At 61.4% G+C, this 20674-nt stretch carries 18 protein-coding genes and 1 tRNA gene; 7 read left to right on the top strand and 12 right to left on the bottom strand.

The features are described from left to right. The first annotated feature begins 4 nt into the window (after positions 1-4). The 3 genes from BOP93_RS12150 (at position 5) to BOP93_RS12140 (ending at position 3838) form a co-directional block, all read left to right on the top strand. Complete coding sequence (locus BOP93_RS12150) at positions 5-952, top strand: dihydrodipicolinate synthase family protein (RefSeq protein WP_104502810.1); 948 nt, start codon at positions 5-7, stop codon at positions 950-952. Positions 953-1015: 63 nt separating this feature from the next. Beyond that, positions 1016-2587 carry an aldehyde dehydrogenase (NADP(+)) gene (locus tag BOP93_RS12145; RefSeq protein ID WP_104502809.1) on the top strand — a complete coding sequence of 524 codons (1572 nt, stop codon included), beginning with the start codon at positions 1016-1018 and terminating at the stop codon, positions 2585-2587. Positions 2588-2590: 3 nt separating this feature from the next. Further along, positions 2591-3838: an NAD(P)/FAD-dependent oxidoreductase gene (locus BOP93_RS12140; RefSeq protein WP_104502808.1), complete on the top strand. Its 1248-nt coding sequence runs from the start codon at positions 2591-2593 to the stop codon at positions 3836-3838. An 8-nt stretch (positions 3839-3846) separates the two neighbouring features. On the opposite strand, the gene BOP93_RS12135 is transcribed toward BOP93_RS12140, so the two are convergent. From BOP93_RS12135 to BOP93_RS12125, 3 genes are all read right to left on the bottom strand, one after another. Continuing rightward, complete coding sequence (locus BOP93_RS12135) at positions 3847-4764, bottom strand: ADP-ribosylglycohydrolase family protein (protein ID WP_104502807.1); 918 nt, start codon at positions 4762-4764, stop codon at positions 3847-3849. Between the two features lie 34 nt (positions 4765-4798). Then, positions 4799-5782, bottom strand: coding sequence for a GlxA family transcriptional regulator (locus BOP93_RS12130; RefSeq protein ID WP_104505274.1), 984 nt, complete (start codon positions 5780-5782; stop codon positions 4799-4801). 360 nt (positions 5783-6142) lie between these two features. Continuing rightward, a complete protein-coding gene (locus BOP93_RS12125; protein WP_065885584.1) occupies positions 6143-6751 on the bottom strand; it encodes a LysE family translocator in 609 nt (202 codons plus the stop codon). Positions 6752-6985: 234 nt separating this feature from the next. On the opposite strand from BOP93_RS12125, the gene BOP93_RS12120 reads away from it, so the two are divergent. Beyond that, positions 6986-7234, top strand: a complete 249-nt coding sequence (locus BOP93_RS12120) for a hypothetical protein (RefSeq protein ID WP_104502806.1) — start codon at positions 6986-6988, stop codon at positions 7232-7234. Positions 7235-7262: 28 nt separating this feature from the next. Here the strand turns inward: BOP93_RS12120 and BOP93_RS27610 are convergent, their stop codons facing one another. The 4 genes from BOP93_RS27610 to BOP93_RS12105 all read right to left on the bottom strand — a co-directional run bounded on the left by BOP93_RS27610 (position 7263) and on the right by BOP93_RS12105 (position 10846). Continuing rightward, complete coding sequence (locus tag BOP93_RS27610) at positions 7263-7430, bottom strand: hypothetical protein (RefSeq protein WP_164484898.1); 168 nt, start codon at positions 7428-7430, stop codon at positions 7263-7265. A 246-nt stretch (positions 7431-7676) separates the two neighbouring features. Further along, a complete protein-coding gene (locus BOP93_RS12115; RefSeq protein ID WP_104502805.1) occupies positions 7677-7874 on the bottom strand; it encodes a hypothetical protein in 198 nt (65 codons plus the stop codon). A gap of 385 nt (positions 7875-8259) precedes the next feature. After that, positions 8260-8333, bottom strand: a tRNA-Cys gene (locus BOP93_RS12110). A 233-nt stretch (positions 8334-8566) separates the two neighbouring features. Continuing rightward, a complete protein-coding gene (locus tag BOP93_RS12105; protein ID WP_104502804.1) occupies positions 8567-10846 on the bottom strand; it encodes an acylase in 2280 nt (759 codons plus the stop codon). Between the two features lie 237 nt (positions 10847-11083). Between BOP93_RS12105 and BOP93_RS12100 the strand changes: the two genes are divergently transcribed. Next, entirely contained in the window at positions 11084-11464 is a 381-nt protein-coding gene (locus BOP93_RS12100) for a fe2+ zn2+ uptake regulation protein (RefSeq protein ID WP_104502803.1), read from the top strand. A gap of 10 nt (positions 11465-11474) precedes the next feature. Here the strand turns inward: BOP93_RS12100 and BOP93_RS12095 are convergent, their stop codons facing one another. Next, positions 11475-11669: a hypothetical protein gene (locus BOP93_RS12095; RefSeq protein WP_104502802.1), complete on the bottom strand. Its 195-nt coding sequence runs from the start codon at positions 11667-11669 to the stop codon at positions 11475-11477. A 173-nt stretch (positions 11670-11842) separates the two neighbouring features. Here BOP93_RS12095 and BOP93_RS27975 point away from each other — a divergent pair, with 173 nt between their 5' ends. Continuing rightward, positions 11843-11977 (top strand): hypothetical protein, encoded by a 135-nt coding sequence (locus BOP93_RS27975; RefSeq protein WP_257791311.1) that lies wholly within the window; start codon positions 11843-11845, stop codon positions 11975-11977. Between the two features lie 292 nt (positions 11978-12269). Beyond that, positions 12270-16790 carry a membrane-targeted effector domain-containing toxin gene (locus BOP93_RS12090; RefSeq protein WP_237140413.1) on the top strand — a complete coding sequence of 1507 codons (4521 nt, stop codon included), beginning with the start codon at positions 12270-12272 and terminating at the stop codon, positions 16788-16790. Positions 16791-16842: 52 nt separating this feature from the next. Here the strand turns inward: BOP93_RS12090 and BOP93_RS12085 are convergent, their stop codons facing one another. The 4 genes from BOP93_RS12085 to BOP93_RS12070 are packed head-to-tail and all read right to left on the bottom strand — an operon-like array spanning position 16843 to position 20657. After that, the gene (locus BOP93_RS12085; protein ID WP_104502800.1) at positions 16843-17613 is read right to left on the bottom strand and encodes an ABC transporter permease; all 771 of its coding nucleotides are present in this window, start codon (positions 17611-17613) and stop codon (positions 16843-16845) included. Beyond that, positions 17610-18809, bottom strand: coding sequence for an ABC transporter substrate-binding protein (locus tag BOP93_RS12080; RefSeq protein WP_104502799.1), 1200 nt, complete (start codon positions 18807-18809; stop codon positions 17610-17612). The genes BOP93_RS12085 and BOP93_RS12080 overlap by 4 nt, the downstream gene beginning before the upstream one ends. After that, positions 18796-19599: an ABC transporter ATP-binding protein gene (locus tag BOP93_RS12075; protein ID WP_104502798.1), complete on the bottom strand. Its 804-nt coding sequence runs from the start codon at positions 19597-19599 to the stop codon at positions 18796-18798. Before BOP93_RS12075 ends, BOP93_RS12080 begins: the two co-directional genes overlap by 14 nt. Then, positions 19596-20657 carry an acyl-CoA dehydrogenase family protein gene (locus BOP93_RS12070; protein ID WP_104502797.1) on the bottom strand — a complete coding sequence of 354 codons (1062 nt, stop codon included), beginning with the start codon at positions 20655-20657 and terminating at the stop codon, positions 19596-19598. The genes BOP93_RS12075 and BOP93_RS12070 overlap by 4 nt, the downstream gene beginning before the upstream one ends. Between the last annotated feature and the right edge of the window lie 17 nt (positions 20658-20674).

Raw genomic sequence — 20674 nt, 5'->3', positions numbered from 1 at the left:
CACCATGAGCGACAACATCTTCTCCGGCTGCATGCCCGCCCTGATGACGCCGTGCACCCCCGCGCGCAAACCGGACTTCGACGCCCTGGTGGCCAAGGGTCGCGAACTGATCGATATCGGCATGAGCGCCGTGGTGTATTGCGGTTCCATGGGCGACTGGCCGCTGCTCACCGAAGCCGAGCGCCAGGAAGGCGTGGCGCGCCTGGTGGCCGCTGGTGTACCGACCATCGTGGGCACCGGCGCGGTCAACAGCCGTGAGGCCGTGGCCCATGCCGCGCATGCGGCCAAGGTCGGCGCGCATGGCTTGATGGTGATTCCGCGTGTGCTGTCCCGTGGCGCCTCGGCCACCGCACAAAAGGCCCACTTCGCAGCGATCCTCAAGGCGGCGCCCGACCTGCCGGCGGTGATCTACAACAGCCCGTACTACGGTTTCGCCACCCGCGCCGAGCTGTTCTTCGAACTGCGCCGCGAGCATCCGAACCTGATCGGCTTCAAGGAGTTCGGCGGCGCCGCCGACCTGCGTTATGCGGCGGAAAACATTACCGCCCAGGACGACGATGTGACCTTGATGGTGGGTGTGGATACCCAGGTGGTGCACGGCTTCGTCAATTGCAATGCCACCGGCGCCATCACCGGGATTGGCAACGCGCTGCCACGGGAAGTGCTGCAACTGGTGGCGCTGAGCAAGCAAGCCGCCAGGGGCGATGCCAAGGCCCGGCGCCAGGCCCGCGAGCTGGAAGCCGCGCTGGCGGTGCTGTCCTCGTTCGACGAAGGCTGCGACCTGGTGCTGTATTACAAGCACTTGATGGTGCTAAACGGTGACCAGGGCTATGCCCTGCACTTCAACGAAACCGATGTGCTCAGCGACGCTCAACGCCGCTACGCCGAGCAGCAGTACGCACTGTTCCGCCAGTGGTACGCCAACTGGTCGGCCGAGCAGAACGTCGCTTGATCCCTGTGGCGCGAGAGAGCTTGCTCCCCCGTGCCACGCTAACTCCGTTTCCAGGATGATCCCATGACTCTGACGGGCAAGATGCTGATCGATCAGCAATCCGTTTCCGGTACTCGCGAGGCGATCCGGGCCATCAATCCCGCTACCGGCACGCCGCTGGAACCTGCCTATGCCGGCGGTGATCGCCAACAGGTCGAGCTGGCCTGCGCACTGGCATGGTCCGCATTTGATACTTACCGCGAAACGTCCTTGGCCACTCGCGCTACGTTTCTCGAGACCATCGCCGACAACATAGAAGCCCTGGGTGACGCGGTGATCGAACGCGCTGTCGCCGAAACCGGCCTGCCCCGTGCGCGTATCCAGGGCGAACGCGGCCGCACCTGCGGGCAGTTGCGTGCCTTCGCCCGCACCGTGCGCCTGGGCGAATGGCTGGACGTGCGGGTGGACCCCGCGCAACCCGAGCGCCAGCCCATGCCCCGTGCAGACCTGCGCCAGCGCCACATTGCCCTGGGTCCGGTGGCGGTGTTTGGCGCCAGCAACTTTCCCCTGGCCTTCTCGGTGGCCGGCGGCGATAGCGCGTCAGCACTTGCTGCCGGTTGCCCGGTGATCGTCAAGGCCCACCCGGCCCACCCCGGCACCAGTGAGCTGGTGGGCCGCGCCATCACCCAGGCGGTGCAACACTGCGGCTTGCCACACGGGGTGTTTTCGTTGCTCTACGACGCCGGGCATGAGGTGGGTACCGCGCTGGTGACAGACCCGCGTATCAAGGCGGTGGGCTTTACCGGTTCGCGCAGCGGCGGCATCGCCTTGTGCCGTGCGGCCCAGGCACGTCCCGAGCCGATCCCGGTGTATGCGGAAATGAGTTCGATCAATCCGGTGTACCTGTTTCCAGCCGCGCTGCAAGCCCGGGGCGCAGCGCTGGCCGAGGCTTTTGTCGCCTCACTGATCCAGGGTGCCGGCCAGTTCTGCACCAACCCAGGCCTGGTGATCGCGGTGCAAGGCGATGCCCTGGAGCGCTTTATCGACAGCGCCAGTGACGCGCTGCAGCGTTGCCCGGCCCAGACCATGCTCACTCCCGGCATCTTCAAGGCCTACGAAAACGGCGTCGGGAGCTTGGCCAAGCATGCGCGCGTCGTCGCAAAGGGCTTATTGCCAACCGGACCGAACCAGGGCCAGGCCCATCTGTTCGTGACCCAGGCCCAGGCCTTTCTGAGCAACCCACACTTGCAAGCCGAAGTCTTCGGCGCGGCCGCGCTGGTAGTGCAATGCAACGATGCCGAACAGGTGCGTCAAGTGTCCGAACACCTTGAAGGCCAACTCACCGCCACCCTGCAGTTGGATGACGCTGACCTGCCGCAGGCACAGGCCTTGTTGCCGGTGCTGGAGCGTAAGGCCGGTCGCCTGCTGGTCAACGGCTGGCCGACCGGCGTGGAAGTGTGCGACGCCATGGTGCATGGCGGACCGTTCCCGGCCACCTCGGATGCGCGCAGCACCTCGGTGGGTATGGCGGCGATCCGGCGCTTCCTGCGCCCGGTGTGCTACCAGAATTGCCCGGACGCGTTGCTGCCCAGCGCCTTGCAGCAGGGCAACCCATTGCTGCTGCGCCGCTTGCTCGACGGCCGCAGAGAGGCATAAGCGATGACCACCCCCCATTCAGCCGACATTGTCGTGGTCGGCGCCGGCATCATCGGCGTTGCCTGTGCCTTGCAACTGGCGCGACAAGGCCGGCGGGTGCTGGTGATCGATGCGCAGCCGCCCGGCATGGGCGCCTCCTACGGCAACGCCGGGCACCTGGCCACCGAGCAGGTGTTTCCCATCGCCGACCTGTCGATCCTCAAGCGCCTGCCGGCCATGCTGCTCGATCCCATGGGCCCGCTGCGCCTGGACTGGACCTACCTGCACCGCGCCCTGCCCTGGTTTATCCGCCTCCTGCTGAACCTGCGGCCGGCACGCTACCGGCGCACCGTCGCCGGCATTCGCGCGTTGAATGAAGCCAGCCTGGCCGCGTGGCAGCAGTTGTTGCGATCTATAGGGCAACCGCAGTTGCTGCGCGAAGACGGTTCGCTGCTGGTGTTTGAGCGCGCCGAGTCCCGCGCAGCACTGGATGCCTTGCAGCAACGCATGATGGCGCAAGGCGTGCCGGTTGCGTTCTGGTCAGCTGAAGCGGTGCACGCGGCGGCGCCGCAGTTGAGCGAGGCGATACGGGGCGGTCTGTTTTTTCCCGCTACGGGGCATTTTCTCGACCCGTACCGCGCAGTTGGCGAGTTGGTGAACGCCGCCAAGACCCTGGGAGTGACATTCCTGCAACAGCGCGTCGTGGATGGCCGCGTTGAAGGTAACGGCGTTTCATTGATGACCGATAAAGGCCCAGTAACAGCGCGCCAGGTCCTGATCACCTGCGGCGCACACTCGGCGGCGCTGACTGCCGCCCTCACCGGCAAACGCGTGCCGCTGGACACCGAGCGTGGCTATCATCTGATGCTGCCCCACGAACACCAGCGCCTGCCCTTCGCCGTCACCTCGCTGGAGCGCAAATTCATCATGACGCCCCTGGCCAATGGCTTGCGCCTGGCCGGCACCGTGGAATTCGCCGGCCTGGAGCGCCCGGCGAACATGCAGCGGGCGTGGCAGTTGCATCGCTTGGCCAACGGGCTGTTCCACCAGCCCTTGAATGCTGACGAAGCCACGCCATGGATGGGGTTCCGGCCGTCGCTGCCCGACTCATTGCCGATCATTGATCGGGTGTGCGATGGCAAGGTGTTGCTTGCGTTCGGTCATCAGCATTTGGGGTTGACCCAGGCGGCGGTGACGGCGGAAAAAATCGCCGCGCTGGCAGGCGGCGCGCAAGTGCCTGGATTGCAGGCGTATCGATTGGAACGGTTTTGATAAAGCCCCTAACAGGACTGATTCGAGGAGGCCGCGAATAATGCATCGGCGGTCTCCTGGATATCGTCGTGCAGGCATAGCTTGCCCAGCCAACCGATGGGAATATCATGGACGCCATAATGTGCACCCGCCAACTGCCCCACGATAGCGGCGGTCGTGTCGGCGTCGTCACCCAGGTTGGCCGCGGCGAGTACCGCTTCGGCAAAACTGGTGGTGTGCTCGAAACACCAGAACGCGGCTTCCAGCGAGGCGACCGCATAACCTGAACCTTTAATGTCTGCCCGAGCCTTGTCGCGATACTCACCACGGGCGATGGCCATGACCTTGGGCGCCGAGAACGCGCTATCTTTCAAGCGCAGCACTTCGTTCTTCGACACACCGCTCAAGGCCCTGCTCATGGCCTCGGCCAGCACCAGGCAGCATTCGATAGCCTCTTGGGCGGCGTGCGTGGTACGCGAACTGAGCGCGCTGAATCGGCGGACGTTTGCAAGGTCTGGAAAGTAAAACAGCACCACAGGCGCGAGTCGCATCATCGAACCATTACCGGCCGAATAGGGGTCCGTAGAGCCGGAAAACGCCTCGCCATTATTTTCAAATGACGCCAGTGCCTCACGAACCGTCATGCCGATATCGAAGCATTCGCCGGTTGAGCTCAAGTAGCCCCACTTCCACCAGTTCAGATAACGTCCCATCTGATCGGCTGCGTCAAAACCCTCCTTGCGCAGCAGGCTCTCGGCCAGGCACAGCGCCATGGAAGTGTCATCAGTCCACTGGCCGGGCTGAAGGTTGAACGGACCGCCGCCGACCATATCGGTGACGGGCGAAAAGGTGCCCCGAGGCATGAACTCGACGGTGGTGCCGACCGCATCGCCACAGGCAAGCCCGAGCAAGCTGCCGCGATAACGGTCCAGAAGCGTAATGTCCATTGGTCCTCCCTGAGAAAACGTTGCAATGCGCAGATTATTTGACCAACCTTTTTTCTTTCGATGGCCGATAGCCGAAATACGCGCTGTAACATTTGCTGAAATGACTCGGCGACACGAACCCGCACGCCACCAGCACGTCGACTTGCGATAGCTCGGTGTGCTGCAACAGGCGCCGCGCTTCGGTGACGCGCAATTCCATGTAATAGCGTTGCGGCGTGGTGCCCAATTGTTCCTTGAACAGGCGCTCCAGCTGGCGGCGCGAGCGGCCGGCGTAAACGGCGAGCTGGTCGAGCTCAAGCGGCTCTTCCAGGTTGGCGTCCATCAACTTGACCACTTCGCGCAGCGGTGCGCTGACGCAGACGTTTTCGGTCGGTTTGATACGCCGGTAGCGCGACTCTTCGAAGGCGAGGATGTCTTCGATGCCTTCGACCAGCGCCTTGCCGTGCAGGCTCTTGATCCAGTCCAGGGCCATATGGAAGGCACCCGAGGGGCTTGAAGCAGTGAGGCGGTCGCGGTCTATCACATAGGGCTCGCTGGTCACCTGCGCGGCCTTGCACACCTCCGCCAGCGCCGGACGATGCTCCGGGTGGATGGCGCAACGATAGCCCTGCAACAACCCGGCGCGGCCGAGAAACCATGAGCCGTTCCACAGGCCGGCAAGCCCGACACCCTGTTCGGCAGCGGCGCGCAGGATATGGATGAAGTCTTCACTGGCCTTGAGTTCGGTGCGAAATCCACCGCAGATCACCAGCAGGTCCAGGTCCGGCAACACCACCGGCTCCAGGCGCGCATCGGGACGGATGACCAAGCCCAGGTCGCTGATGATCTCATGCTCGTCCCAACCGAACGTGCGTGTGGCGAACAGCTCGGGGCGCAGCAGGTTGGCGGTGACCAGCGTATCGAGGGTCTGGGTGAAGGCCGGCAACGAGAAGTGTTCGAGCAGCAGGAAGCCGATGCGGGTGGCCGCGACCGTTTGCTGGGGATTGTCATTGAGGTAGCGCAGGTTCTTACCCTTCATGCCACCGCTGAACTGGCGTCTTTCCATCGAGGGTTGGCCCACTCTTATTGTTGATGCAGTGGGCGCTATCTTAGGGGCAAACGCGGTGGCTGTCTCACTCCCGGCGGCTGATCAGCAAAAACCTATAGCGCCTGAAACCTGCGATCCAGGCGCTGGCGCGCCATCTGATACGGTTTTTTCCGCGCCATCTGCCTCTGTATCGAAAACCGCCCGAAGCGGACAATGGCGCCATCCGACATTCCTGTCGTCCCCCTTCCCTTTGGAGGCCTTATGACCAAGATGGCTATTTTCCTGTTCGGTTTTCTGGTGTTGACCATCGGCATCGGCTTGCTGGCGACCATATCCCCGGTCTAGTGGGCGTCACCCCACAAAAAGCATCGGATACAGCGACAGCACCAGCAAACCCGCCATGGTCCAGTTGAACGCCCGCAACCAGCGCGGCTCGCGCAATACACTGCGCAAGCCACTGCCGCAGCCGACCCACACGCACACACTCGGCAGGTTGACCACGGCAAACACCAGCGCAATCACCAGCACGTTGGTCACGTAGCCCTCAGCCGGCGTATAGGTCGTGATCGCACCCAGTGCCATGATCCACGCCTTGGGGTTGACCCACTGGAACGCCGCGGCGCCGAGGAAGGTCATCGGCTTGCCCTGTTCGTCATCGCTGTCCGCCATGCCGCCGGCGTTGGCGATCTTCCAGGCCAGGTACAGCAGATAGGCAGCGCCGACATAGCGCAACAGCGTGTAAGCCCAGGGAAACAGCTTGAACACTTCGCCCAGGCCCAGCCCCACACAAATCACCAGCACCATGAAGCCGATACTGATCCCCAGCGCATGGGGCATCGAACGGCGAAAGCCGAAATTCACGCCAGAGGCCAGCAACATGGTGTTGTTGGGTCCCGGGGTGATTGAAGACACGAAAGCGAACAGCACAAAGGCCGACAAAAGACTGGTGGACATGAACATGGCGTGGCATCCAAGCGGGGTTGATGTCCTGCGACAGTAGAGGGTTGCGCGGCCTATCGCCCCATACAGCTGGCACTGGATCGAGGAATACACTTTGACGACATGGGTTTCACGAAGCTTTCACAGATGGACGCCTAAAGTTATCCCAGCTCCTACATGAACACCTTTTAGCCCGCTCCCCCATCGCGGGCTTTTCTTTGCCTGTGATTTTCTCCCCGTAACCAGGATGGACGCTTGATAGACGATCTCGGCGGTCCCAGGACTGCGCAACAGGAACTGTTCTACGACCTTGAGGATGCCAGCGCCGTGATCGGCTGGTCGGTGGTTGAACTGAAGGCCATGGCGGCCACCGGCAATGCGGGCAAGCAAGCGGCGCTGCTGGTGAAAATAGGCGCCCTGCTGGCCGTCCAGCAGAAACGTCTTGAAGCCTATGCGCATGAAGTCAAAGAACAGCGAATCAGTCGATCTGAAGCGGCTGGGTGAGACCAGCCGCAGCGCTGCATTGGGCCAATCAGCGGTGTTGCGTTGAATGCTGACCGCCATCAGCATGTTGTTTTTTTACACGCTTTCGCGCCCTGAGTTCGTATTGGTGGTGGACAAACCAGATCACCAGAAGTAAAGCCGTCACGCCAAAAACCAGGGTTAAAAGCTCTAGCGCGGTACCTTCGTGTGAAAACATTTTTCGTTCCTCATCCTGAAGCCGTGTGACCGGAAAACAGTCACACCGAAATTGTTTGTAACAATACAAACAATTTCAGGGTAGTCGGCTGAAGCGTTCGTGACAACCGTTTAAAGGCTGGAACCCTTGATCCAGACACGTCATTCGTCGAAAACCACGGACTCTGGATTTGAAAAAACGATGGCAGGCTCGTTCTGCACCGCAAAAAAACCCGGCCAGGCCGGGTTCATTAGCTTGAATCAATCACTAGTTATCCGGATGCTCACTCGCCACCGAATCGGCCGCGTCCACATCCGACATATCCTCCTCCAGCGGCGCTTCGTCGTCCGGCGGTAGCGGAATGTTGTCCTCATCACGCTTAGGGTCGTGACCGGTTTCGTTATCGGTGCTACGAGTCACGTCCTGCTGAGACAGGTTCCCCGGGGCATTCTCGTTGATATGCATGCTGGTTCTCCGTTCCTACGCTCGGGATATCCGCGCTTGATATTCAGAGACGGCATGGCAGGCAGAGTGCCGGGTGGCAGACGAATGGTGATCCCATGTGGGAGGGGGCTTGCCCCCGATGGCGGCGTGTCAGTCAATATAGGTATTTCTGACCCACCGCTATCGAGGCCAAACCCTAAATGTAGGAGCGAGCTTGCTCGCGAAAAACTCACAGGCACCGCGCTCATTCAGGAAGCACGCATTATCGTTGACGTTTTTCGCGAGCAAGCTCGCTCCTACAGACGGCGGTGATTTTCTCAGTCCTGATCCTTGAGCGGATAAGATTTCCACTTTTTCACAGACAATAAAAAACCCCGTAGACGTTAATCTACGGGGTTTTCAAGAGTGGAGGCCGAGGTCGGAATCGAACCGGCGTAGGCGGATTTGCAATCCGCTGCATAACCATTTTGCTACTCGGCCTCAAACGATCAATGCCTGTGTTGCCGGCACTTATCGCATACAAACTTGAGTGGGCTCTGTGAAGCGCGCCTCTACTCTGCAACTTATCCAACACACCTAACTCATTGAATACATTAAAGTTTTTAATGATTCATTGCGTTCGATGGGCGCCATTATGTACTTATTTGCTTTTGCCCGCAACCCCTTGATTTCAAAAATATTTCGCATTGGCATCAAGGGGTTGCGTGCCCGCCCTACTCCTTCACCCGTTGCGTCTGGTACTGCGGGTCGGCATTGATCTGGGCTTCGGTGAAGGGCAGTGGACGCAGCTGTTTCTCGGAGAACGCCTGGGTCTGATCCTTGGCGTGATCTGAATCCGGGTTGCTGGACTCGGAGAACGCCAGTACGCCTACAGCCTGGGGGCCCTTGTCGTCGAAGGTGACGATTTGCAAATAGCTGGTGCCGCTGACGACTTCGCGTTTGCCGTCGGCGCGGGGCACGGTTTGCATGGCGTTGTAGATGCCCAGTTCCTGCGGGCCGCCATGGATAGGGGTTTGGCCGGAGACCTGGATGTCGCCCCAGCGCTTCACGCCGAGTTTGTCGACAGCGGCGCTGGAAGCGAGCATGGCTTCGCGCAGGGCTTTGGCCACGGGCGCGCGGTCGATGGCCAGGCCCTTGGGGGTGATCAGCGGGTGGGCCGGGTCGAAGGCGACGCGCCAGGCATCGGGAATCTGCTGCAGGTGCTCCACCAGGTTGATGAAATGCACCAGGCCCAGGCCGCTGTCGAGATTGGCGCGCTGGTCCCAGGTTTTCAGGCGGGTGCACAGGGGCTGCAGCGCGGCGGCATCGTTGCCCAGGTGCTTGGCGCAGAACGCCAACAGGTCCGGCATGACTTGGCTTGCCAGGTACACCTCGTTGTCCATGACCATGTTTTGCAGGGCGCTGACGGTGATCGGTTGTTTCTCCAGGGATTGCAGGCGTTGCAGGGCAAAACGCGCACGGGGCCCGAGGCCGATGTTGTCCTGGCTGATCACCGGGGAGAAGCCGGTAAGCGGCGCCTTGGGGTTGGCCATCCAGGCCGAATCGTTGGAGTGCTGCACATAGTCGCTGCGTTGCAGTTGCGGCAACTGGGCGGCCGGGAAGATCCCCGCTTGCGCAGCCTGGGGGTCGATATCCCAGGCGCAGGCGCTGCGGCTGCCGTCGAGCATGATCATTTGCAGGCCTGCACGCGGGTCGCTGCACAGCGCGAGCTTGGCGGCACTGACGTTGGGCACCACCGACAGGTTCATGTACAGGCTCTGGCCCTGGTCATCGGCGGCCAGGGTGTTGACCCACGGGATGCCTTGCAGGGTATGCACCGAGGTTTGCAGCGCCTGGAGGCTGTCGGCGCGGTTCATCGCGTACCACTGTTGCAGCACGCGGTCGTTGCCGAGGTTGGCATCGCGCAGGCTGTAGGCGTAGTGATTGTCCCAGTCCAGCTTGCCGGGCCATTGCACCACGGGGCCGAACTGCGAACTGTAGACCGTATGGGTGACATCCTTGAGGCTGCCATCGGCCTGTTTGGCCTGCACGATCAGCGTGGTTTTATCCAGGGGCAAGGACTTGCCATCGAGCAGGTAGCGGGTGGAATCCTTGGGGTCGAGGGTCAGGCGGTACAGGGTGAAATGCTTGGAAGTGTCCACCGTGTGCGTCCACGCCACATGCTGGTTGAAGCCGATATTCACCACCGGCAGGCCGGGCAGGGCCGCGCCCATTACATCCAGCTGGCCGGGAATGGTCAGGTGCATCTGGTAAAAACGCATGCCGCCCACCCAGGGGAAATGCGGGTTGGCCAGCAACATGCCACGCCCATTGAAGGAGCGATCCCGGCCGACGGCCACGGCGTTGCTGCCCCGGTCTAGGGTAAAACGCTGTTGATGGGCAGCGGCCAGTTCGAATGCCCTTACGCTTGGCTGTACAGAGGCAACGGCTTGCGGAGGTGTCGCCCCAACCAAGGCTTCGGCGAACTGCCCGACGCCACCTTCCACCAGCAGCCTGCGGGTCAGCTTGACCAGGTCTTCCTTGACCAGTGGACGCACCCACGCCGCCTGACACTGCGCCGGTGCGCCCTGCTCTTTCAGATAACGATTGAAGCCTGCCACATAGCCTTCGATGCGCTGGCGCATCTGCGGCGTTTGCGCGCTCCAGAATGCCTCGACCGCGCTCGGCGTGTTCAGCCAGGTAAAGAACACATCGCTGGCAAGGTTGTTGCGCTCTTCCAGGGTGGCCTGCTCGGGACCGAAGAACTTCGAGCGCTGGCCGTTCACCGTAACGATTTCATTGGCCAGCAGGCACAGGTTGTCCTGGGCATAGGCGTAACCGATGCCGAAACCCAGGCCGCGTTCGTCGTTGGCACGGATATGCGGCACGCCATAAGTGGTACGCCGAATCTCCGCCGACGCCTGCGCCACCTGCTCGCGCGCCGATGCCGCCAGGCTCAAACCCAGTAACATCCCTGCCACGCATACCCTGGACAACCCATTGGAAATAATCACGCCGACTCCACCGTCAATTGAACATCCCTCGATAGGGACAACTGCCCCACCGTTAGGACGCAACCCACCGGGAATAATTTAGCCGCGCGATGGGTTTATTCCGGGTGAGCGCAGTGTGACAAACCCGATACCGACACATTTTCTACATCCTGCACTTCATGATTTTGCCCGTTCGTTCGTCTTATTGAATAAGAGCACCATCATTTTCCTGATCAGGCTCTGATAAGGAGTTTTTGCATGTACAACCCACAAGCGCCCACGGATGGACACTCATCAACCGCCGAGGCCACGTTCGGTAACGGTCCACAAGGGTTCGGCAAGACGCCGGAACAGCAGGGCAACCAGCGCATACGCCATTTGCTCAAGTGTTTCGGCCTGCGTACCAGCCTGATTCGGCTGAAGGTCATCGACGCCCTGCTCACTGCTGCCGGCAACCAGCGCACCCTGGGCGTGCGCGGTGTGCACAGCCATTTATTGGAGCTGGGCATCCCGTTGTCGTTTCTCAGCGTGCGCGAGGTGCTCAAGCGCCTGTGCAGCGAGGGCGTGATCACCCTCAATGCCGACAAGAGCTACAGCCTCCATGAAGAGGCTGCCAAAGTGCTTGAAGGACGCGTCTGAATCAGGCTCATCAGAAGTGGGGCTTGACCTTGCGACGCATGATGCCGTTGATCACGACCACCACCACGGCAATCGCAATCGCCAGGTACTGGAAGGTTTTTTCGCTGATCACGCCCATGTTCTGCAGGTAGGACAGACCGAACATCGAGGCCAGAACGGCCAGGGCAATCAGGATCGAATATTTCAGACGTTGCTTTTGGGTCATGACGAGTTCCTGCACCTTTAAGAATGTATCCACTGTGTATCGCCGCGCATGCCAAGCACATACCCGGAAACGGGGATGGACCGGGGACTGCGAGGTCTCATGTTACAGGCGATGAAAAGCTTTGGCTCGTTCCGCGCCCGTTCGATCTTGTGAATACCCCGGAGGATGTAGAAATGCTGCGCCGAATCGCCCTGCTGATCCCCTTGCTGATCATGTTGACCCTGAGCGGCTGCTTCTTTTTCCCGCGTGGGGGTGGCGGCTGGCATGACCATCATTATGGCGGCGGCCCAGGATACGAGCGCCGCTGACTGCGTCGGCCGCGCGCTTGCCTTACCGGCAAACGAGCGGCACATTTTTATAAATTTCTTTCCCCGCATCTGTCGGAACCATCCAAGGTCCGCATCTCACATACTGCGAGCCCACCAAGGAAAGATTCCCCCCAATTGTCGTCAGGAAGCATGGGCCAACGCTGTTGGAGTACACCCCTTGCCTATAGGTATCGCCCACCCCCGCCTGCGCCGGGACGTTGCTGCTCGCGACATACACACGCCTGATACAAGACCTGTCAGCGCATCGTCGCAAACGCCAACGCCTGCTCACGTGGCGGGCATCAGCCCCGTCAGCGCGATTCGTACAGCCCTGCTGAACGGCGTGCACATCACCGATCAGCGCCTGCTGCTCAACCAATATCAGGTACTGAGTGAGAAGATCCAGGCGCTGATAGATCGGCAACCGAGCATCGACCAGCAGGGGCCTTCGAGCATTGCGCGATTCTGGACCGAACCCCGTGCTGACGCAGACAACCTCGCGTCCGCGCAGGATGAACTGCTGGGCACCCATCGGGAAATGCTGTCCACGCTGGCGGCCTTGCGGGTGGAAGACGGCACGCTGAAACCGGCTGCCAAGACGCTGATTGACACGGCCATTGAGCACCCTACCCTGGCAGCGCGCGAACGAGCCATGAAAGAGGGCGAGCGGCCGGGGGTGTATCCGCTCAGGCTCGATACGCCGCAGCCCACCGGCACCCTGCTGGCAGGCGCCTTTATCATCACCAGCAGCGACGGCTCATCCGCGCTGCGTCGCTTCGACACGGCCGATGCGGACAGGACATTACCGCCCAGCGAACAACAAGGCCTGGCAGTGCTGTATACCCCCCGCGATGGTTTTGAGGCGTTCGACAGCCCAGGCAAGGCGTTTGAAACCCTGCGCCAACGCATCAGCGATGAACCCGACAGCGCCCGACAGTTGATGCAGAGCCTGCCACTGACAGTCGAAGAGAGCTTGGCATGCGACTGGAAAAATCAGCTCAGCCAAACCCTGGTTCCGGTCGCCGACGATGTCATTGCAACAGGCCTGCCGCAGCTGCTGGAACGCCAACAGCAGCAGGCCCAAAACCTTTTGCACACGCAAAACCAGGCGCAAGGCGTCAGGACGATTGCCGAGCCCCTGCGCCTTCCGCAAACCCTGGACAACCTTGCGCAAACCGCCGAACTGGCGGCGCATTTCGACGGCACCCATGCGCTGTGGGCGCGCACCGACCTGCTGCTCGATCACCTGGACCAGGCAAGTGGCAGCGAGGTCTTCGCTCGGAAGCTGGAGAATCGGAAAAACTGGAAGTACCTGGCACAAAAACTCAACGACGCCGTTGAACAACTGCCGGAAAACCCATCGGCGCGGGAAGTATCAGCGTACTTGAAACAAACGCCGATGAATGTTTCCCCAAGCTCCGCTCACTACTTACCCTACATACTGGAACCCGGTAAATCCGTCAGTCTTGAAACATTCATCGGCGAAAATGGCCTTGCAATACCAACGAGCCGCGATGCCTTGCTGTCATTGGCGCAAACCGCCTCAGCACGAGCCCGGCAACACCCGTTCGGTAACTTCGCTGGCGCTTTGTCCTGGCCGGTACCCTTGCGTCTTGAAGACCAGCCAGCGCTGCGCGCCGCCGCCATCGAACACTTCAGCCGCACCAACGACGAACAGGAAAGCCCCCGGCTCGGCGTGCTGGACTGCCTGCTGAGGCGCCAGCCACTGTCTGTCGAAACGCTGGAAGACCCGGTCAAAACCCTGGAAACCCTTGTGAATTCCACGGCTGGTCAAGCGCTGGGGCTGGCCATGCAAACCGAGATGAATGGCATTGCCACCGAAAACAGCGTTAACGATTACACCTTGGCGGTCATCCATCTGGGACTCGATCCGGAGTCCATCACCACCCCCCATCGCAACCGCCCGGCCGACTTCGATCTGGCGCAAAGAGGCCACTGGTTCCAGCCGCCTTCCACCCTCGTTGCGGCGCTGCGCCAGCACTTGATCGACAACGAAAGAACATCGCCTGCCCTGGCCAAAACCGCCGCGCATGTGCTGCTGATGCGCACAGCGCCGCAATTTCTGGTTAAAGATATTCCCGAGCATGTACTTTACGGCAGCCAGGCCTGGGCGAATCTGTGCATCGCCACTGCCGCGATCGAGGCCCAGGCACCTGGAAGGGTAGCCAACATGACCTTCGCCGAAGTGATGATCATGGCAAGCACTCTCAGTCCGGCTCCCGCATCCGCACAAAAAGCAGCATTGCTGGACTGGGGGGTGGCCAATAATATCCTCGAAGCCAAAGACGACGCGCTGTACAGCCAGGATGAAGTCAGCCAGGCACAAGCGGCCTTCACCCATCAGCAAGCGAAACTGCAAGAAGCCTGCGCGTTATCGGACACGCCGATGCCCGACCGCGAACAGATGGCGCGGGCGCTACTGGAAAAGACATTCGGGCAAAGCACATCGATCGATGAAAAACTTTACTCCAGACTTTCCAACAGCCTGCCCCCCAAACCCGGCAAGCCTTATTCGCTGCTTGAGATCGTCATGGAAGGGGTGGTCATGGATGGGCGCTGGGGTATCAAAAAAGGCGCCAGCGGGGTTGATATCGATACGCTTATCGCCTTCACCAAAAGCCCGGACTTCAACGTTCCACGGGCCTTCAACGAAGCCTTTGCAAAGGCCACCGCTCAGCATAAAACCGTCAAAAAACTTTCTGTTCTCAATGCGCTCAGTCAACTTGCGCCCGAGGATAAAAAAAACCTCAGCACGGGGAAACTCAAGTATTACCAGGAGAAAAGCTACAGAGTCAGTCTCCTTCCGTTCACCGATCCCATGTTGTTTCATACCAGCCCGAAAATACTGGTGACGGCGGAGAAAGACGGCAAGGTGTCCAAGTATGAGTTCGATACTGAGAAAGGCGTCATTCACAACATCAACCACCGAACCGTGCCGCGTGCTCCGGAATATGTCTCGGATGAAGTCAGTAAGGTGGAGGAGTTTTTCCCGGATATCGACAAAAGCAAGGTGGTCGATGGCATGCGGACGTTCGTCAGTTACCTGCCGACCAATCCCTTGCTCACCTGGGTCGACACGGACAACTACAAGCGCGACAGCCTCGACGAGGAGCAGTCCGGCATGGCCTCTGCGCCTTATATGTTTACCAGCCCGCGCAGCCATCACATCGCCGAGTCGATTCTTGGGGCACTGGACCTCGACAACCCTGCACGGGGTAAAGCCGCCGCCGGGACCACGTCTGCAGAGCGCCGAGCTGAACAGACCAGAACGTTGAGAAATGCCTTTCTGGACTTGATTCCCTTGCGTTCAGCCATCGTCAATTTCAACGACGGCAACTACAGTGAAGGCATCAACGATGTCGCCTTCGATATGTTCGGCTTCATCACCGCAGGCGTTGGTGCCGCCGCCAAAGCAGGAAAAGTGCTGGGAACGACTGCTTCCACCCTGAGCAAGGCGCTCAAAGTCACCAAAATCATGATTCCCCCCTTGCTCAAGGAGCTCAATCCGTTCAACGGCGCGGGCGAATTGTTCCTGGGGGCCGGCAAATTGGCCTATGAGGGCGCAAGCGCTACGCGAGATGGCCTGCGCACCCTCAGGGGAACGGCTGGTCAACCGGCGCTGGTCGCCGCCAGCGCACGCTATGACGCTGCCGCCACAGGGGCGGCCAACGTGGCGGGCACCACGGTGAACGCCAGCGCCGTCAAACACAATGAGCAGTGGTATGCGTTCGACGCCACCCACATGCAGCCCTACGGCCCGCCTTTGGAGGACTTCAAACCATCCCATACGCTGATGCCCCCGTCTCCCGACGCGCGCCGCTCTTCCAAAGCACGCGCCGACGTCCATCGACACCATCGGGTGAATCCGTACAAAAATCCCGGCCAGGTTTCACTCTCGCAAGGGCGGCGAAATGGGGTTGCCCCACAAACGGGCGCTATCGTTCATAAAACCGATCATTTACCGCCCACCACGCAGGAGTACGTCGACGCCATCAGGGGCGCCCCCAACGAAGCGCATTTCACCCCGAGCCGCAGGCAACCCACGCAGGACCGCTTCGAACTGGAGATGAATCGAAGCCATGCAGCGCTGCAGACACACCTTGCGCTGCCCCGCCCTACCCTCCCTCAAACCAAACCCTACGAGGCCGTGTCCGACCTGATCGAAAAAGCCCTGGACAGCTCGGATATCGTGATATTTGGCGAAAACCACCGACACCTGGCCACGTTCCGCACACTGGATGAGCACATCGCCCTGTTCAAGCGCAAAAACGTCAAGGTCATCGGTATCGAGGGCGTCGTTTACGATAGCAAGATGCGACTCAAGGACGATGGCATGGGCCATACGGGACCAGGACACCGGCCTGACGACCCGGCGCTGAATTTGCAGACGCTGATCAAGAAATTTCAGGACAACGGCATCGAGGTAGTGCCACTCGACCACTTTTACCTGACTCGCCATCGGCATGATCGAAGTGCCTTCACCGCCTTGAGCGAAACGGAGCGCAACACACGCCGGCTCAAGGAAATGAACTATTACGCCTCCCGCGAACTGCTACGGCACAAGCATAAAGGCAAAGTCATTGCCTTGGTCGGGCGTCAGCACATCAATACCACCCAGGGCATTACGGGTCTGGCAGAAGCTACCGGAGGGCTGGGCATCGGGGTGTATGAACGAGCGGGCCTGAAGGTCGGCTACGGCACCCACTCCACGGACGCGCGGCCGGGTCCGCAGGGCACGATGACTTCCCGTAACGACATAACCGGAGACCTGCAAATCTTCGCGCCTGAGTGAACCGGCTCATGCGTCTAACGAGGGCCTGCGTAGCACGCAGGCCCTCAAGGTTTCAACCGGCGTGCACCCAGCGCTGGTGCAACCACCGTGCAAACCCGTCCAGCGCAAAGCCCAACAGCCCGATCAGCAGCACCATCGCCATCAGTTCCGAGTACGCCAGCCGATCACGGGTATCGAGGATGTAATAGCCCAGCCCCGCACTGACCCCAAGCATTTCGCACGGCACCAGCACAATCCATAGAATGCCGATGGCCAGGCGCACGCCCGTCAGCACATGCCCCACCACGCCGGGAATGATCACCCGCCGCAACGTCTCCCACCGCGTGGCGCTCAGACTCCTGCTCAACTGCAGCCAGCGCGGGTCGAGATGACGCACACCGGCCGCCGTGTTGAGCATGATCGGCCACACGGCGGCAAACGCCAGCAGGAAGTAAATCGGCTGGTCGCCCACCCCCATCAGCATCACCACAATGGGCATCCAGGACAGCGGCGAGATCATGCGCAAAAACTGGAACGCCGGGGTGGTCGCCGCCTCCAGGTTACGCGAACTGCCCACCAGCAGCCCCAGCGGCACGCCCACCAGCAGGGCCAGAAACAAGCCGATAAAAATGCGTTTGAGGCTCACGGCAATATGCAGGTACAGCTCGCCGCGCCCCAGCAGTTCCCACAGGCTGCTGAACGTGGCCGCCAAGGAAAAGCGCGAGGACAATCCATCCACATCGCCAAATACCTTGACGCCCAGCCACCAGAGCACCAGCAAACCCGCCAAGCCACCCAAGCCGAGCAACCAGCCCGGCCACGCTACGGTTTTGCCGCTGCTCACACGCCAATCTCCTCGTTGCGCGCATAACCGTCGGGCAAGCCGAAGGTCTTCATGCCGCCGACGGCTTCGATAGCGTTGCGGACAAAACGGTCATCCACCAGGTCGCTGGCGACGAAGGCCGGGTCCAGCTCGGCGAGGAATTGTTTGTCGCCCTCGATCAAGGTGTCTTTCAGACGGCGTACCAGTTCCTCGGTGTAGCTGGGGAACGGGTAAGGTTGGAAGTCGATACGGTGCTCGTCCCAGTTGGCGTGGCGGATCGCGCCATCGGCCAGGTACCCGGCGCGATCGGCGGCTGCAGGCGCCAGCACTTTGCTCAACACCGGCTCGGCATGCGGCGTGTAGCGGTTCGGGCCGTCCTTGGACAACAGCTTCACCGCTTCTTCGCGGTTGTCGCGAGTCCAGACCTGGGCCTTGACGATGGCATTCACCACTTTCTGCGACCATTCCGGGCGCTGGGTCAGGTCATGCTCATGCATGAACACCACACAGCACGCATGGTTGCGCCAGACGTCGCCGGTGAAGCGCTGCACGCGACCGACCTTCAGGTTCTCCGCCAGAGCGTTGAACGGCTCGGCGACGATATAACCGTCGATGCGCTTGCTGGCCAATGCCGGCGGCATGTCCGAAGGCGGCAGCACGATCAGGTTGACTTCATTGGCGCCGATCGCGCCGCCCGCCGCACGCGCTACCGGCGTCAGCCCGTTGTCACGGAACAACTGCTGCACCACCACGTTATGAATCGAATACCAGAACGGAATCGCCACCGACTTGCCGCCCAACTGCTTCACGTCGGTGATGCCCGGCGCCACGGTCAGGCCCGAACCGCCCACGTGGTTCCAGGCCACCACCTTGGCCGGCACCTTGCTGCCATAGCGCGCCCATACGGTCATGGGCGACAACAGGTGAATCACGTTGACCTGGCCTGAGATAAACGCTTCGATCACCTGGGCCCAACTGCGCAGCAACACTGGACGTTCGGCCTTGATGCCTTCGGCGTCGAACAGCCCGTTATTGTGCGCGACCAACAGCGGCGTGGCGTCGGTGATCGGCAGGTAGCCGATGCGTACCGGCGCGTCGGGCTCGCTGGCGGCACGCGCCTGCAGGCTGCTGAGCAGCGGCAAGGCGCCGGCGGCGCTGAGCACCGCAGAGAGTTTGAGAAAGTCACGGCGCGAGTGGGTCAGATCATCCAGACACATGGCTAGGCTCCAGCAGTTCGAGGGGGTTGGGTTGAGGGCGGCTCGCCTGCCGTAGGGTTTTAAGAATGTCGATGCGCAGCGCGCCGATGGCGTCGACCTGTTCCTCACGCGGTTGCGGCAGATCGATTCGCCATTCGCCCAGGGTGCGTGCCGGGCGGTTACCCAGCAGCAGGATACGGTCGGACAACAGCAAGGCCTCATCGATGTCATGGGTGATCAACACCGCCGCCGAGCCCTGTTGGCGATTGACCCTGAGCAACAGGTGCTGCATGTCCGCGCGGGTCACTTCATCCAGGGCGCCGAAGGGCTCGTCCAGCAGCAACACCTGTGGCTGGCGGGCCAGGCAGCGGGCCAACGCGGTGCGCTGGGCCATGCCACCGGACAACTGCGCAGGGAACTGATGACGGGCATGTTCCAGGCCGACAGCGGCAATCGCGTGGTCGACACGCTGGCGGCGTTCGTCGCCGCTCAACTGCGGTTGGCGGGCGAAATCCAGGCCGAAGGCGACGTTCTTTTCCAGGTTCAGCCACGGCAGCAGGCTGGGGTCCTGAAACGCCACCGCCACCCGTGGATGTGGGCCGTTCAAAGGCTCACCCAGCACGCGTACGCTACCGCCCTGGGGCGCCTGCAAACCGGCCAGCACCCGCAACAGACTGGACTTGCCCACGCCGCTGGGGCCGAGGATCGACACCACTTCACCGGGCTGCAACTGCAGGTCGAAGCCTTGCAATACCGGGCCGCCGGCATACCCCAGGCACACATCCCGGGCCGTCATCACCGTCGCGCTCATAGGTTGGCCTGGCGCTGCAATTCGGTGCGCAGTTGCACCAGGCTCGGCGTGACGATCGGCACAAACGCCGATTCGCGCCAGCGCCGGGCAAAGCCGCTGCCATGGGCGGTGAGGTAAGCCTTGCCACCGCTGGCCTGCAACTCCAGCTGCACAGCGCTGGCGGCGGTTTCCGCCAGGGCAATGCGCAGCTTGAACAACGGCACCGGTTCGGCGGCGAACCGCCCGGTCAACAGGCCCTTCTTGAGTTCAGTGACCAGGTGATCGAGGGTCACCCGCAGCGCTTCGAGTTCTTCACGTAACACCGTGCGCGAAGCGCCCAAGTGATGGGCCACCTCCGCCAGGGAGCGCCGCGCCAGCCCGATCGACAGTCCACATTGCAAACCCAGGAACGCCGGGCGCACGGCGGGCAGGAACTGGCGCGCGTCCTCGTGCAGCAGCCAGTCGCGGCTCAGCTCCACGCCCTCCAGGCCAAGGGCAGCGGTATTGCTCGACTGCAACCCGAGCAACTCCAGATCGTGGGAGCGCTGCAAACCGGCCACGGAATCCGGGATGGCCAGGATAAACGGCGCGCCGCCACCGGCGTGTTCAATGGCCGCAGCGGCAACGAAACCGTTCCTGCGCAGGTTGGTCACCCAATGCAGGCGGCCGTTGAGGGTCCAGCCGTGATCAGTGGGCTCGGCGCTGATCTGCAGCGTCTCGATGCCGGACAGAAACTTCATCGCATTCGAAAGCCCCGTGGCACCGGCCAGCTTGCCGCTGATCAAGTCCGGCAGCAGTTGCTCGCGCAGCCGCGCATTGGGGCTTTGCAGCAGGTATTCGATAAAGGAGCGCTGGCCCCAGCAGACGAACGCCGCCGCCAGGGAATGGCTCGCAATATTGGCGATGGCTTCCATCGCCCCCGCCACATCGCCGCCCAGGCCGCCGAGGGCTTTGGGCACACCGATGCGCAATACATTGGCCTCTGCCAGCCGCGGCAGCACTTCCTGTGGATCGCAACTGCCCACGTCCAGGGCCTGCGCTTGAACATCGAGCCAACGGCTCAAGATCGGGTCAAGCATGGGTGTTTCTCCTTGTT

It is taken from the genome of Pseudomonas orientalis (assembly GCF_002934065.1).
Classification (GTDB): Bacteria; Pseudomonadota; Gammaproteobacteria; order Pseudomonadales; family Pseudomonadaceae; genus Aquipseudomonas; species Aquipseudomonas orientalis_A.
This window is presented reverse-complemented; position numbering and strand designations above follow the sequence as displayed.

Bases quoted from the DNA above. Each gene is read 5' to 3' on its own strand.
- BOP93_RS12150 (WP_104502810.1), top strand. From the start codon at position 5: ATGAGCGACAACATCTTCTCCGGCTGCATGCCCGCCCTGATGACGCCG.
- BOP93_RS12145 (WP_104502809.1), top strand. From the start codon at position 1,016: ATGACTCTGACGGGCAAGATGCTGATCGATCAGCAATCCGTTTCCGGT.
- BOP93_RS12140 (WP_104502808.1), top strand. From the start codon at position 2,591: ATGACCACCCCCCATTCAGCCGACATTGTCGTGGTCGGCGCCGGCATC.
- BOP93_RS12135 (WP_104502807.1), bottom strand. From the start codon at position 4,764: ATGGACATTACGCTTCTGGACCGTTATCGCGGCAGCTTGCTCGGGCTT.
- BOP93_RS12130 (WP_104505274.1), bottom strand. From the start codon at position 5,782: ATGAAGGGTAAGAACCTGCGCTACCTCAATGACAATCCCCAGCAAACG.
- BOP93_RS12125 (WP_065885584.1), bottom strand. From the start codon at position 6,751: ATGTTCATGTCCACCAGTCTTTTGTCGGCCTTTGTGCTGTTCGCTTTC.
- BOP93_RS27610 (WP_164484898.1), bottom strand. From the start codon at position 7,430: ATGTTTTCACACGAAGGTACCGCGCTAGAGCTTTTAACCCTGGTTTTT.
- BOP93_RS12115 (WP_104502805.1), bottom strand. From the start codon at position 7,874: ATGCATATCAACGAGAATGCCCCGGGGAACCTGTCTCAGCAGGACGTG.
- BOP93_RS12100 (WP_104502803.1), top strand. From the start codon at position 11,084: ATGTACAACCCACAAGCGCCCACGGATGGACACTCATCAACCGCCGAG.
- BOP93_RS12095 (WP_104502802.1), bottom strand. From the start codon at position 11,669: ATGACCCAAAAGCAACGTCTGAAATATTCGATCCTGATTGCCCTGGCC.
- BOP93_RS27975 (WP_257791311.1), top strand. From the start codon at position 11,843: ATGCTGCGCCGAATCGCCCTGCTGATCCCCTTGCTGATCATGTTGACC.
- BOP93_RS12080 (WP_104502799.1), bottom strand. From the start codon at position 18,809: ATGTGTCTGGATGATCTGACCCACTCGCGCCGTGACTTTCTCAAACTC.
- BOP93_RS12075 (WP_104502798.1), bottom strand. From the start codon at position 19,599: ATGAGCGCGACGGTGATGACGGCCCGGGATGTGTGCCTGGGGTATGCC.
- BOP93_RS12070 (WP_104502797.1), bottom strand. From the start codon at position 20,657: ATGCTTGACCCGATCTTGAGCCGTTGGCTCGATGTTCAAGCGCAGGCC.